Origin of the sequence: Zunongwangia sp. HGR-M22 (genome assembly GCF_027594425.1) — a bacterium.
Taxonomy (GTDB): Bacteria; Bacteroidota; Bacteroidia; order Flavobacteriales; family Flavobacteriaceae; genus Zunongwangia.
This window is the reverse complement of sequence record NZ_CP115159.1, coordinates 3,741,149-3,755,830: the sequence shown is the minus strand read 5'-3', so window position 1 is coordinate 3,755,830 and position 14,682 is coordinate 3,741,149. Positions and strand designations below refer to the sequence as shown.

11 protein-coding genes are annotated in these 14,682 nt (G+C 36.4%); 5 read left to right on the top strand and 6 right to left on the bottom strand.

Annotated elements, in window-relative coordinates:
• Positions 1–57: 57 nt before the first annotated feature.
• From PBT91_RS16290 to pyrH, 3 genes are all read right to left on the bottom strand, one after another.
• Positions 58–2,517, bottom strand: a complete 2,460-nt coding sequence (locus tag PBT91_RS16290; RefSeq protein ID WP_270059516.1) for a DUF5686 family protein — start codon at positions 2,515–2,517, stop codon at positions 58–60.
• 111 nt (positions 2,518–2,628) lie between these two features.
• Positions 2,629–3,183, bottom strand: a complete 555-nt coding sequence (frr, locus tag PBT91_RS16285; RefSeq protein ID WP_270059515.1) for a ribosome recycling factor — start codon at positions 3,181–3,183, stop codon at positions 2,629–2,631.
• Positions 3,184–3,215: 32 nt separating this feature from the next.
• Complete coding sequence (gene pyrH, locus PBT91_RS16280) at positions 3,216–3,923, bottom strand: UMP kinase (RefSeq protein ID WP_270059514.1); 708 nt, start codon at positions 3,921–3,923, stop codon at positions 3,216–3,218.
• A gap of 183 nt (positions 3,924–4,106) precedes the next feature.
• On the opposite strand from pyrH, the gene PBT91_RS16275 reads away from it, so the two are divergent.
• The 5 genes from PBT91_RS16275 to PBT91_RS16255 all read left to right on the top strand — a co-directional run bounded on the left by PBT91_RS16275 (position 4,107) and on the right by PBT91_RS16255 (position 10,869).
• Positions 4,107–4,796 carry a zinc metallopeptidase gene (locus PBT91_RS16275; RefSeq protein WP_270059513.1) on the top strand — a complete coding sequence of 230 codons (690 nt, stop codon included), beginning with the start codon at positions 4,107–4,109 and terminating at the stop codon, positions 4,794–4,796.
• Positions 4,797–4,950: 154 nt separating this feature from the next.
• On the top strand, positions 4,951–7,914 hold the full coding sequence (locus tag PBT91_RS16270) for a GEVED domain-containing protein (protein ID WP_270059512.1): 2,964 nt from the start codon (positions 4,951–4,953) through the stop codon (positions 7,912–7,914).
• A gap of 67 nt (positions 7,915–7,981) precedes the next feature.
• Positions 7,982–8,743 (top strand): exodeoxyribonuclease III, encoded by a 762-nt coding sequence (locus PBT91_RS16265; protein ID WP_270059511.1) that lies wholly within the window; start codon positions 7,982–7,984, stop codon positions 8,741–8,743.
• A 15-nt stretch (positions 8,744–8,758) separates the two neighbouring features.
• Positions 8,759–9,709, top strand: coding sequence for an OmpA family protein (locus PBT91_RS16260; RefSeq protein WP_270059510.1), 951 nt, complete (start codon positions 8,759–8,761; stop codon positions 9,707–9,709).
• 122 nt (positions 9,710–9,831) lie between these two features.
• Entirely contained in the window at positions 9,832–10,869 is a 1,038-nt protein-coding gene (locus tag PBT91_RS16255; RefSeq protein WP_270059509.1) for an NADP(H)-dependent aldo-keto reductase, read from the top strand.
• Positions 10,870–10,977: 108 nt separating this feature from the next.
• On the opposite strand, the gene PBT91_RS16250 is transcribed toward PBT91_RS16255, so the two are convergent.
• The 3 genes from PBT91_RS16250 to PBT91_RS16240 are packed head-to-tail and all read right to left on the bottom strand — an operon-like array spanning position 10,978 to position 14,681.
• Complete coding sequence (locus tag PBT91_RS16250; protein WP_270059508.1) at positions 10,978–12,102, bottom strand: M23 family metallopeptidase; 1,125 nt, start codon at positions 12,100–12,102, stop codon at positions 10,978–10,980.
• Positions 12,103–12,153: 51 nt separating this feature from the next.
• Positions 12,154–13,518, bottom strand: a complete 1,365-nt coding sequence (gene radA, locus PBT91_RS16245; RefSeq protein ID WP_270059507.1) for a DNA repair protein RadA — start codon at positions 13,516–13,518, stop codon at positions 12,154–12,156.
• Positions 13,519–13,535: 17 nt separating this feature from the next.
• The gene (locus PBT91_RS16240) at positions 13,536–14,681 is read right to left on the bottom strand and encodes an alpha/beta hydrolase (protein ID WP_270059506.1); all 1,146 of its coding nucleotides are present in this window, start codon (positions 14,679–14,681) and stop codon (positions 13,536–13,538) included.
• Position 14,682 lies beyond the last annotated feature (1 nt).

Below are 14,682 nucleotides of genomic sequence, written 5' to 3'. Positions count from 1 at the left end.
CAAAGTTAACAAAAGAGAACCTAATAATCAGAATTTTGAGAATTAAACTCAGATAATTTAAAACTTGATGTTTAAAGTGAATTTAAAAGCAAAATTTCGATTAAATCCTGGAAGATTATAAGCGCCATAACGATACGCTGTGGATAGACCAAAACCTGAAATGATATTATTAACCTCTAATCCTGCCTCAGAGTATCCATGTTCCAAAGAATTGAAAGTGATATTTTGGTGGCGATCCATATTATCGATGTCTCCAATGGCATGCCGGCTAATTAAAACAATTTCAGGCTTAAAGAAATTGGAGAATTTAATAGGAGGTAAGGTATGTCTTAGATGGAGCATTGCTAACCGATCGCTATAAAACTCGTTGTAATACATGGTTTCGAAGCTAGTCTTTCCTGCTATAGAAAATCTTTTTAAAATAGCTTCCTGTCGCGAAGAGTTTGGAAAGGCATGGAATGTATGCGTAAGTGGCAACGCACCTGTGGCATAATTTCCTTCTACGATTACTTCAGTTTTCGAAAGATCAAGACGTTTTAATTCATATTCGAATTTTAAACCAGTTCTTATAAAATCAAAATCGCCATCGGCAACACCAGACAGTCCTTTGTCAAACTGGAATGTAAATCTTGGGGAGTGCCCTTCTATCAATATTGATTTTTCCGGTGTTTTTAAATATTCACTAAAAGGTTCCCAGGTTAGAGAAACTCCAATTGTACTAATATTATACTCAGGATAAGTTTCGCCCTCGTATGCAAAAACATAATCTTTTGCTCCCAAAACTTCGGTTTTGCTAAAGCGTATTTCAGAAGATAATTGCGGATTTATGCGATGTTCTAAACCTGCATAATATTCGCGATAATAATAGAAGAAATTAATATTTACAAACCTGGGCTCAAGTAAATAAAATTTTGGAGGAGCTTTTAAATAATTAAAACTTGCAACTTCTGCCATATCATTAGTATAGCCAAGAATTAAACTTGTTTGGGTTGGGCGGTTTAAGTAAATGTTTGCATCGATATTATATTTTGATTTCTTGTCTTTAAAACCATAGACATAATAACCGCCTACACTAAATCGCTTAGAAAAATGATCGTTGGTTTTTCCTCCAAAACCTAATCGAATTCCTTCATAGTTATTGAATTTGAACAGCTTATTGAGTTGAAGATCCCATACTCCTAAAGGATAATAGCCATTAGCCATTGTTTTTTTTACCTCTATTTTTCGTGCAATATTTTTCGTGTTGATGATGCTATCAACATAATTAGCTGTAGCTTCGTCTTTGCTAGTGAATGGTTCTTTGCGATTGTCAATCCAAAAGTTACTATCCCTATTGTTCGCCTTTGGGTTAACCTTAATTTTTGCTGAAGTGTTCTTTACTTTTGGGACGCTATCAAGATTATAATCATAATTAACCGTAGTGGCATCTAAATATAGATTCTGCTGAATGGTATCCTTATTGAAGATACTTGAGATTGAAAGTCTGCGCTGTATAGTGCCTAAAGAGATACTTCCTCCAAAAACTGAGATATCTTTGCCACCACTACCTGGTTTTATTTTAATATCTCTTTTCTTTAGTAGCCAGACATTTTTTGAATTTTCAAATTGATAATTCTCTTTAATTTCAAGATCAATTTGACCAATAAGGCGAGCTTCGGTTTTTTGAATTCCGAAGTTTAGGGTATCTAAATAGATCACACCTTCAAGGCTGGCAATGCGCTTTTCTCTTTTCGGTTTAAAATAGATTAGATAAGCCGGGCGATCACTATTGACGGTATCTAGAATACGATATTCGTAATTTTTAAAGGCATTTTCTGCTAGTGGCCCAGCATATTCTGTTTGAAAAATAGGGTATTTATTTTCGTAAAATGAAGTAGGATAAATATCCAGGCTAATTACCTCGTAGATCGGTTCTTCGAATCCAGCGGTTTCTAGTCCTAAAACTTCTTCTTTTTCCCCCTGTTTTTTGCTATAAGAATATTTAGTTACTTTTTCTGAAAGATAAGCACGGGCAACATTTACTATCGTGGCAATTTCAGTATTAGTAGTATCTGTAGTTAGCTCAATAGGGTTTTCGTCGTTGTCAATGATAAATTTAGAATAAGATGTATATTCAAAACCATTTAAAGCCTTCTTTGGATCGTTAATAATTCTATTTGCTATTGCCTTTTGAATAACGCGATTTGCAGGGTTTTTTGAAGAAGAAAGATAAACCGTGCTTAGTTTCTCGTAATCTGGATAAAGCTGAAAAACCGTAATTTTCTTTTTAGTTGAAATTTCAAAATCTCTGTTATAAAATCCAAGATAAGAAATGGTGATTTTTAGGTCTTCTTTATTTTGGGCGTTTATTTGAAAGCTTCCGTCTAGATTAGAAAGTTTTTGACTGCCATCTGGTAAAATGATCTTTGCATAAGCTAATGGCTCCCCGGTAATCGCATTGATTACTTTGCCCGGGATTTGTTGTGCGCTAACAAAAATACCGGAAAAGACAAAAAGAATGGTATAAACTAATCGCATATAGTATCCCCGGATTATAAAATGACATCAAAAAAAAGTCAAATTAAGTTTCGCTACAAACAGTAAAAAGCAAACTTAATTTGACTGTAAATAAAGAAATAAATTCCCGAATTATATGGTCATAATTTCTTTTTCTTTTGCCTCTAATATTTCTTCAATCTTGGCAATGTATTTATCTGTAAGTTCCTGTACTTCTGCTTCTGCATTCTTTTGTAAATCTTCAGAAACTTCAGCTTTTTTTAAATCGTTATTTGCAGTTTTTCTGTCATTTCTAACGCCAATTTTAGCGTCTTCAGCTTCAGCTTTTGCCTGTTTTACCAGTTGCTTTCTTCTTTCCTCTGTAAGCGGTGGAACGCTAATAATTACGCTTTCCCCATTATTCATTGGATTGAAACCAAGATTTGCAAGTAAAATTCCTTTTTCAATATTAGGAATTGTTCCTTTCTCGAATGGTTGTATAGAAATTGTTCGGGCATCAGGCGCGTTTACGTTTGCAACCTGATTTAAAGGTGTTTGAGAACCGTAGTATTCTACCATAACACTTCCTAGCATACTTGGGCTGGCTTTACCCGCTCTAATGTTTAGTAACTGTTTTCTAAGATGGGCAATAGCTTTTTGCATCCCTTCTTCAGCAGAATCTATAATTAATTCAATTTCCTCTTCCATGGTATATTGTCTATATTTTTAACTGTATGCTTTTATAAATTCACTTTTGTTCCCACATTTTCTCCGGTAACTACTTTTATTAAATTACCTGGTGTATTCATGTCGAAAACAATAATTGGTAACTCGTTTTCCTGGCTAAGAGTGAAAGCTGTGGTATCCATTACTTTTAGGCCTTTCCTAATAACATCATCAAAAGAAATAAAATCAAATTTAGTTGCTTTTTTATCTTTCTCAGGATCTGCGGTGTAAATTCCGTCCACACGAGTTCCCTTCAAAATTACATCTGCTTTAATTTCTATTGCTCTAAGAACTGCAGCAGAATCTGTTGTAAAATATGGATTTCCTGTTCCACCACCAAAAATTACCACACGACCTTTTTCAAGATGTCTAATTGCTTTTCTTCTAATAAAAGGCTCGGCTACCTCGTTAATTTTTATGGCAGATTGCAATCTTGTTTCGATCTCTGCATCTTCAAGTGCACTTTGCAAAGCTAATCCATTAATAACCGTAGCGAGCATCCCCATGTGGTCTCCCTGTACACGATCCATTCCTTTACTTGCACCTGCAACACCTCTAAAAATATTTCCGCCGCCAATAACAATCGCTACTTCTATTCCCTGATCTATTACCGATTTCACTTCTTCAGCATATTCGGCTAATCGTTCTGGATCTATACCATATTGGCGATTTCCCATTAATGCTTCTCCAGATAATTTTAGTAGTACTCTTTTGTATTGCATGGCTTGTTTTAAAGATGATTGATGCAAATATAGCTAATATCTTAATTTGAAAAATCTTATCAATTAAAAATCTAAACCTTAAGAATAATTTAGTATTTCAAACGCTTGCCAAAGTGTCTAAGAAGCTAAAATGGCTGGATTTTTGTTATCATTAAATTGAAGTTATTTGAAAAAGAATAAAAGATGATTGGATATTATTTAATAGCAGGAATCATGTTTATCGTGAGCCTGTATGTAAGCAATAAGCTTAAAAGTAAGTTTAAGAAGTATTCCAAAATGCAATTGCAAAATGGAATGAGTGGTAAAGAGATTGCTGAAAAAATGCTGCGTGATAACGGAATTACAGATGTAAATGTAATTTCTACACCCGGTATGCTTTCAGATCATTACAATCCCAGTAAAAAAACGGTTAATCTTAGTGAGGGTGTTTATTCGCAACGAAATGCAGCTGCAGCAGCGGTTGCTGCTCACGAATGTGGCCACGCAGTGCAACATGCTAATGCTTATGGCTGGTTAAAAATGCGAAGTGCGCTAGTTCCGGTAGTAAGTGTGGCTTCAAACTTATCACAATGGGTGATATTGGCAGGTTTGGTATTGCTTTATACTAGCACCATGGGGCCGACTATTTTCTTTATCGGAATTGTACTTTTTGGATTAGGAACACTGTTTAGTTTTATAACACTTCCTGTAGAATACGATGCGAGTAATAGGGCTTTAGCTTGGTTGGAAACCGAAAATATGTTAACTGGTCAAGAACACGATGCAGCAAAGGACTCTCTAAAATGGGCTGCAAGAACATATGTAGTTGCGGCTCTTGGATCGTTGGCGACCCTTCTATACTTCATAGGAATTTTTATGGGGTCCAGAGATTAAAATATAGTATACGATTTAGGCGAAAAGCAGGTAATAATTTTTACCTGCTTTTTTTATTTCACGAGGTATTTTCTGAATTGCATTAAATTATTCGCAGTTTTAAGGCTTTAATTATTTAATTTTGAGACAGCCTGCGAAGATTTAAAATGCCCGAATGAACAAGAAATTATTTTTACTACTTATATTTTGCACCTTTTTTCAGATTCAATCTTTTGCACAAAAGGATATCGCGAAACCCGTTTTTCGGGATTCCGCTCAAGCAATATTTTCATCGTCGATCTCAGAAAGTCGATTGGTGCCTCCAAAAAATGAACACAAAATATATAATCCTAGAAATCGCGGAATTAATAAAGTTATTCCTGGTAAAGGATACCCAAAGGGAGTAGATCCTGCTTTGCAAAGCAAGAAAGGTTTAGTGCCTTCTAGGCTGCCATCCTTATCTTTTGATGCAGTTACCACTCGTTCTACACCATCTGATCCTACGGGTGTAGCAGGATTAAATCACTACCTAAATGCATGGAATTCTGCGTTTTCGATCTATGATAAAGAAGGTAATATTCTTATGCAGCCCGCTTCTTTGGCAAGCATAGGAGGAGAGTTTGAAGGCGAAACTTTAGGAGACCCTATCGTAGTTTACGATCAATTTGCAGATCGATTTTTAATAAGTCAGTTTAGCGATACTCCCAATAGTTTTTTAATCGCAGTTAGTAGGGGGGCAGATCCCGTTAATGATGGATGGTATACCTATCGTTTTTCTACAAATAATGTGCTGCCAGATTATCCTAAAATTTCAGTTTGGAGTGATGGATATTATATTACCACAAACAAGAATTCTAATACGGCAGACCAAAGTCAGGTAATTTATGTGATGGAGCGTGATCGTATGTTGATTGGAGAAACAGCGCAATTTGTCTCTTTTCCTTTGCCTGGGATAGAAACTAATGGATTTTATAGTCCTGCTGGTTTTAATGCAATGGGAGAAAATATGCCGCCTAGAGGAAATGCACCAATTATCTACCTTCAGGACGATGCGTGGGCAGGAGTGCCAGAAGATCATTTAAAAATTTGGCTGGTTAACGTAGATTGGGAAGATTTATCTAATTCAACTATAGAAGAATCTCAGGAGTTAGGTTCATCTAGCGGCGTGTCACCATTTACGGCAACTTTCGATGGAGGATCTTTCAGTAATCTATCTCAGCCAAATGAAGCTCCAGATATAGACGCTTTGCAGGCAACCATGATGTATATGACGCAATATCGAAGATTTGCCGATCATAATTCAGTAGTGATGAATTTTGTGGTAGATGTAGATCCTACACAAGCCGAGCATGCCGGGATTAGATGGTATGAATTAAGACAATATAGCGACGATGGCGAGTGGAGTGTATATCAAGAAGGAACATATGCACCAGATAAAAGTGATCGTTTTAGCGGTAGTATTGGTATAGATGATATGGGAAATATTGGTTTGGGATTTACAATTTTGGATGACAGCCCTGCAAACCCTATTTATCCTTCTATAAGATATACTGGTAGGTATAGAGATGACGAGTTGGGTGTAATGACACTAGAGGAGCAAAGTATTGTGGAAGGGAATAGTCCTAACCCCAGTACACGATATGGAGATTATGCGCATCTAACAGTAGATCCACTTGATGGTTTAACCTTTTGGCACAATGCCGAATATTTTGAAGGAAATAATCGAATTAATAGGATAGCGAAATTTAGGTTAGCTCCAGATTTTACCAGAGACGTGGGTGTTACTGAAATTTCGGCACCAATAGATGCGACGCTTGGAGAAAATGAAAAAATAACAATAACCTTAAGAAATTTTGGTGCAAACTCGCAATCGAATATTCCTGTGAGTTATACTTTAGATGGGAAAACAGTAACCGAAATTTTTACAGACAGGATTGAGGGCTCTTCTTCGGAAAAATTTACATTTTCAGAAACCGGAAACTTTTCAGAAATAGGTAGAAGTTATGAGGTCTTCGCTAGAACAAATTTAGAGGGAGATCAAAATTCAGAAAATGATACGATTACAAAAATAGTGCAAAATTTACCGCCAAATGATGTTGGTGTTACCGCTATTAATGCACCATCAACCAGAGAGAATTTAGGCGATAATGAGCAAATTTCAGTCACTATAGAAAATTTTGGAGGAGAAGCTCAAAGCAATATCCCTGTGTGGTATCAAATAGGTAACAATAATCGAGTTGAAGAAATCTTTGCTGGTAGTATTGCTGTGGGTGAAAATTCAGTTTTTAATTTTCAACAAAATGCTAATCTTTCTAAAGATGGTCGTTACCGCATAACGTCTGGTACAGCTTTAGAGAACGATTTTGATACAACCAATGATATAGAGCAGGCCTTTGTTGCAAATCTTAATTGTATTCCAGAAGGTTCAGATTGCAGTTATGGCGACGGTATTTCTTATTTTGAACTTGGTGATATTTTGAATGAACGCATCCCTTGTAGTAATGGGTATAGCGACTATATTACTTTTTCTACAGATCTAGATCGATCTGAAGATACTTACACACTTACTGTTCAAACCTTTTTTAATCCAGACGCAGATGAAGAAAAATTTTCAATGTGGATAGATTTGAATGATAATGGTGAATTCGAGGCCAATGAGCGCCTTATTTCTTCAGAGCCACTTTTGGCTTCTAATACCTCCTATTCATACGATTTTAGTCTTCCTGAAAATGCGCCTCTAGGTCAGCATTTATTAAGAATAAGAGCAGGCGATACTAGTTATGATGGTGAGCTAAATAATCCATGTAATGTGATGGATTATGGTACTACACACGACTATTCAGTAAATATTATCGATTCTAGTTTAGATATCGAGGACTTTATTCTGAATGAAGCAGAATTAATAGTTTTAAACGAAAATAATGGTAAGTATCGTGTAGTTCTGGAAACAAGTTATAAAGAGCCACTGCGTATTACCGTTCACAATGTGCTAGGTCAAAAAATGCTAGAGAATAAAGTTGAAAATACCGAAGATGGATATGTTTACGACCTAGATATGTCTTATGCAGCGCGCGGTGTATATTTAGTGAGAATAGGAACAAGAAAAGTGGGCAAAGTGAAACGATTTATAGTGAAATAAAAGGTTATAATACGATAGCTCTTGCTGTAAAAATTAAGAAAGCTATTTTTGCCCAAAATCGAAATTCATGAAGATAATTTCCTATAACGTAAACGGAATCCGTGCCGCGGTAAGAAAAGGCTTTTTAGATTGGATACAACAGGCAGATCCAGATGTAATTTGTATTCAGGAAATAAAAGCAAATCCAGATCAATTAAACTTAGATGAATTTACCGAAGCGGGTTATCCTTACCAGTACTGGTATCCGGCTCAGAAAAAAGGTTACAGTGGTGTTGCAATTTTAAGCAAAATAGAACCTAAGCATGTAGAATACGGTACAGGGATCGATTATATGGATTTTGAAGGTCGAAATATCCGAGCTGATTTTGAGAATTGCTCTGTGATGAGTTTATATTTACCTTCAGGAACCAACATAAACAGATTGGAATTTAAGCTTCAGTTTATGGCCGATTTTCAGAAATATATCGATAATCTTAAAAGTGTAGTTCCTAATCTTGTAATTTGTGGTGACTATAACATTTGTCACGAAGCAATCGATATTCACGATCCGGTTCGGCTTAAAAATACATCAGGTTTTCTTCCGGTAGAGCGCGAATGGATCGATAATTTTATGAAAAGTGGGTTTATAGACAGTTTTAGGTATTTTAATGACGAGCCAGATCAGTATTCCTGGTGGAGCTACAGAGCGAATGCAAGGGCAAATAATAAAGGATGGCGAATCGATTACAATTTAGTTGCAGAGCCTTTACAAGAAAAATTAAAACGCGCCGTTATATTACCAGAAGCCTATCATAGCGACCATTGTCCTATTTTAGTAGAGCTGGAATAATTAAATTTTATAGAAATGAAAAGAACCATATTAGCTATTTCAGGAAGTGTTTTAATGCTTACTTCTTGTGTTTCATCAAAAGTTTATAAAGATCTAGAAAGTAGGCATGCCGATTTAAAGCGTGAAAATCGAGAGCTCAATTCAGAATTAGATCGATTAAAAGGTGTAGATGAAGAGTTAGCTGAATTAAAATCTGAACACAAAAGTCTTACTGCTGAAAGGGATAAACTTAAAAGTGATTTGGCTAGCCTGCAATCTAATTACGACAACTTAAAGAGTTCGTATGATGCCTTAGAAGAAAATTCTTCCGCAGCAATTGCAGAAAATTCACGTCAAAATCGTGAATTATTAGCGCAGCTTGAAGAAAAAGAGAAAGCACTCGCTGCTGAACAGGCAAGATTAGAAAAACTAGAGAAAGATTTGGCAGCTCGCTCTAAACGAGTGAATGAGTTAGAAGGCTTAATCGCAGCCAAAGACGCTAAGATGAATGCTTTAAAAGATGCAATTTCTAAAGCATTAACAGATTTTGAAGGTAAGGGGCTTACCGTAGAGCAGCGCGACGGGAAGGTATATGTTTCTATGGAAAACAAATTACTTTTCAATTCTGGTAGCTGGGCGGTAAATACAGATGGTCGCCAGGCGGTAAATCAGTTAGGGAATGTACTGGCTCAAAATCCAGATATTAGTGTGTTAATCGAAGGGCATACAGATAATGTTCCTTACGGTGGCAATGGGCCGTTAAAAGATAACTGGGATCTTTCTACAAAAAGAGCCACTGCGATCGTACAGATTTTAAGAGAAAATAACAGTATCGATCCACAGAACTTAACTGCAGCCGGGCGTGGTGAATATGCTCCTGTGGCTAGTAACGATACGGCGGAAGGAAAAGCGAAAAACCGTAGAATCGAAGTGATCTTAACACCAAAATTAGATGAGGTGACCAAGCTTTTAAATGAAGTGGACTAATATTTTCTACGGAAAGTTAATAATATTTAAATGTCCTTTTGAAGTTTTCAGAAGGGCATTTCTTTTTTGATCTTTGTTTGAAATTCGTTGTTTTTAACGACTATTTTTATATAAAAAAAGTTATGAAATATACTACGCTACCAAATACCGATATTAAAGTAAGTAAGATCTGCCTGGGAACGATGACCTGGGGAGAACAAAACACAGAAGCCGAAGGCCACGAGCAGATTGAATATGCGCTCGATCAAGGTGTGAATTTTTTGGACACCGCCGAAATGTATTCGGTGCCGGCAAAGCCAGAAACGCAGGGAAGTACAGAGGAAATTATTGGGAGCTGGCTAAAGAAAACGGGTAAACGAAAAGATATCGTTTTGGCATCTAAAGTTGCCGGCCCGGCAGAGATGGTTTCTCATGTTCGTGAGAATATGGGCTTCAGTAAAGAGGCGATTAACGACGCGATCGATAAAAGTCTTAAGCGATTAAACACCGATTATTTAGATCTTTATCAATTGCACTGGCCAGAACGAAACACTAATTTCTTCGGAAAACGTGGTTATAAACATCAGGAAAATGAAGAGTGGCAGGATAATTTTAAAGCTGTTTTAGAAAACCTTCAGGAATTGGTAAAAACCGGAAAGGTGCGTCATGTTGGTTTGTCTAATGAGACTGCTTATGGGTTAAGTCGGTTTTTAGAAGAAAGTCGACTTCATGATTTGCCGAAAATGATCACGGTTCAAAATCCATATAGTTTGCTGAATCGAAAAGATGAAATAGGGCTTACTGAAGTGCTTCATCGCGAAAATGTAGGATTATTGCCTTATTCTCCGCTGGGAATGGGAACACTTTCAGGAAAGCACCTAAACGGTATTGTAGAGAATACACGCCTAAGCTTGTTTCCGCAGTATAAAAGATATTCCGGAGAAGTAGCAGTGGAAGCTACTAAAGCCTACAAAGAAGTTGCGTTAAAACACGAGTTATCGATGACGCAAATGGCACTTGCTTTTGTAAATGAGCAGCCTTTTGTGACTAGTAATATTATTGGCGCCACTAAAATGGATCAGTTAAAAGAAAATATTGCCAGTATCGATCTCAAACTTTCTGATGAGGTTTTGGAAGATATCGAAAAAGTGCATGAAAAATATCCAAATCCGGCGCCTTAAATTAGATGTTAGATCGCTCCGCTTTTAGATATAAGATTCAAGATCGACTATTAAATAAGATTCGATATTTCTAAGCTACTTTTTCACAGCTAACAGCTGCGAGCTGAATTACAACGGAGCCACTAAACTTTCATGAATAAACGATGCGCTTTTGTTTTTAGGGCGAACATGGTACCAATCACCAGTTTTTCCTAAAAGTTGAAGCGTATCCTGATTTTTCGCTTGTCCTAAGATTTGGGATTTGGAAGTTGTAGGTTTGTCTCGAAGATTCGCAATACTGCTTTTGGTGATCAAATTGGTCGATTTTTTATCGAATTTTGCTATTTGGGGCTTAAATTCTTCAGCTTGTTTTACAAAGTATAGCGGATTAATGGCGCCATGTTTATAGATTCCAAAGTGCAAGTGAGGCGGAGTAGTTCTTGCGTTTCCGGTATTTCCTACAAAACCCAAAGTATCACCCGCATTTACATTTCCCGAGGTTTTAGCAATACTGTCTAAATGTGCATAATATAATGATTGTCCTCTTTTAGTATCTCTAAGCCAAACTTGTTTTCCCCCTAAGCCTTTTTCGCCGGTAAAACCAATACGTCCACTGGTTGCAGCGAGTACAGGCGTGCCTCGATTCGCAAAAATATCGATACCTTCATGATTTCTGGCACCACCATCGCGAGCAGCGCCCCAATAACTTTGTATATTATGGTTCTTTCCATCAGCTACCGGAAATATATAAGCCGGTTTACTTTTAAATTTGAATACAAATTCTGCCTGAGTTTCTATGGCTGGTTGAATTACTATTTTGTACAGTCCAGATTCTTTGATCTCATATTGAAATAATTTTTGACCAATTTCAGCACTTTCAATTTTTTTAAAATCTTTTAAGCTGTTATCGATCATGCGGTAAAAATCGATAAAAACAAGATCGTTTATAGAATCGGTAAAAATTTCAAAATCAAAAATTTCTCCTGCATTTAAATTGAGTTCGTAAGCATAAATTGGGAAAGATTTAGACATAAAATGACCATTTTCTACATAAGGTAAATCGATTTTTAAGCTGTCCTTTAATCCTAAATCATGTTGCTGTTCCCAGATTGTAAATAATTCATCTGAAATATTGTAATCTCTCTTATAAACTTCTTTTGCACTGGGGTTAGTAATAAAGTCGGTTGCTTTATTTAGGCGAGAGCAAGAGGCAAAAAAAACAGCTAATAGTATGTAATATAAAAAATGCTTCAACGTCTAATTTTTTCTTTTTCAGTAAAATAGACGCAGTAATTGTGCCAGTATTTATTCAAATAAATGGCTAACTACATCTTCTATTTTAGAAACGCGTATTACCTTAATTGCATAACTAGATTTTGGAAGTTTACTTTGAGTAGAAATCATAATTTTTGCAAACCCAAGTTTTTCAGCTTCCAAAATTCTTTGATCGGCGCGAGTTATTGGGCGTATTTCTCCGGCTAAGCCAACTTCAGCAGCAAAACAAATATCTTTTTCAATAGCAATATCCTCGTTAGAAGAGAGAATGGCTGCGACAACGGCAAGATCAATTGCAGGATCATCTACGCTAATTCCGCCAGTGATATTTAGAAAAACATCTTTTGCGCCTAATCTGAAGCCTGCACGCTTTTCTAAAACGGCTAAAAGCATATTAAGTCGCTTAACATTATAGCCGGTTGCTGAGCGTTGCGGAGTTCCATAAACAGCAGTGCTTACTAATGCCTGAATCTCAATCATTAGCGGGCGCATTCCTTCTAAAGTACTTGCGATAGCGGTACCGCTTAAATCTTGATCGTTTTTACTAATTAATATTTCTGAAGGATTGCTTACTTCGCGTAAACCGCTTCCCTGCATTTCGTAAATGCCCAATTCGTGAGTGCTTCCAAAGCGGTTTTTATTAGCTCTTAAAATTCGGTATACGTGATTACGATCTCCTTCAAACTGAAGTACCGTATCTACCATATGCTCTAATACTTTTGGACCCGCAATGCTACCTTCTTTAGTGATATGCCCAATAAGAATTACGGGTACATTACTTTCTTTGGCGAATTTTATTAATTCTGCCGTACATTCTCTAATTTGAGAAATATTACCGGGAGCGCTTTCAATGTAATCACTGTGTATGGTTTGGATGGAATCAATAATAACAACTTCCGGAGAAACTTCTTCAATTTGCCTGAAGATATTCTGTGTTTTTGTTTCAGTGAGAATATAGCAATTTGTCGAATTTGGATCTATACGCTCTGCACGCATTTTTATTTGCTGCTGGCTTTCCTCTCCTGAAACGTATAACACTTTGTAAGGAAAACTTAACGAGATTTGTAATAATAGCGTACTTTTTCCTATACCGGGTTCTCCGCCAAGTAAGGTTAGTGAGCCTGAAACCAGGCCGCCACCCAAAACACGATCTAATTCGGTGTTTCCGGTTTTCCAGCGGTATTCAGGAGCGGTTTCAATCTCATTAAGACGTAAGGGCTTAGCAGCTCTTTTCTTCTCGGTTTTTGCTGAGGTTTTCCAGTCCTTTTTGTCTGGTTTTTCAATTACTTCTTCTACAATAGTATTCCAATCTCCGCAGGAATTGCATCGTCCCTGCCACTTAGAATATTGCGCACCGCAATTTTGACAGTAATAAGCTGTTTTAACCTTCGCCATAGCCGCAAAGATAATTATTAACGATTGGCTTTTTTAATTTCTTCGGCTCTTTCCAACATAAAATCTGTAGTTAGAAAGGAAATTGGTTTTTGGCTGTATGCTTTTTGATAGATTTTAATAGCGCGTTGGGGATTGCCGGTTTCTTCTTCCCATCTGGCTTCAAAATACGTAGCAAGCATCGTGTTGGGATAATGATCGGCAGCCATTTTACTTAAATCTTTAAAATCTTCCCAGCGCTTGGTTTTTTCAATAGCTTGATTGATCGCAAGAAAATCATTGAGTCTAATTTGTTTCTGAAGACCAAAAAGCTCATTAATCGTAGTGTATTTATCCTGTAAATATTCAGAAAGGCTAATACTTGTTTGTAGTAATTTTGTTTGATATTCTTCTTGAGAAATAGGTCGATAAATTTCGAAAATATTATCTATAGCCGCTGGTATCGCTTTCCCAACTAACGAGTAATGCGTTGAATTTTCGAAGTTATCAAAATCGTATTCAATTAATGTGTTATTTAGATCTTTTAATAATACATCAAAACTTAAAATGCTTTCCTGTAATTGTGGGATATCATCTGATCCTGTAGCAAGGTAATACCAAATTCTTTTTTCAGATTTTTGAAAAATTTCATTCAATCTTACCGACATTTTTGGTGCGTAATCGGGACTAAGATTGATGTAGGCATCAAATATCGGTTTGTCTTTTAAAAGATAGTAATTCATGAAATTGGCAGTAAGGTCGTGCCCCACAATTACATGAAAAGGCGCAACACGATATTTTTCTGCAATACTCTTCATGAGTTCCATTCCTAAGAACTCGAAAAAAGCAGCTCCTTGTTCGCTCGGTAAATAGCGTTCTTCATCGTAATAAGAGTCAGCTTCCCTGCTGTTATTTTGATTTATTCCAATTACGATCATTTCTGGAGCGTCTTCCCAATAAGAATAATAATCTATCATTCCGGCTACTGGTTCAAATAAATAATCGCCATCCAATACTAACATAACTGGATATGATTTTTCTTTATTTTTATCGTAATTTCTTGGTAGCTGAATTTTTATTTCGCGACTTGCACCAAGTTTATCTGATGCTATTGTTTCGTAGGTAGTTTGAGCAGCAATTATCCATGGAAAGATAATGGCTACTGCTAATAGTAGTTTTTTTATCATA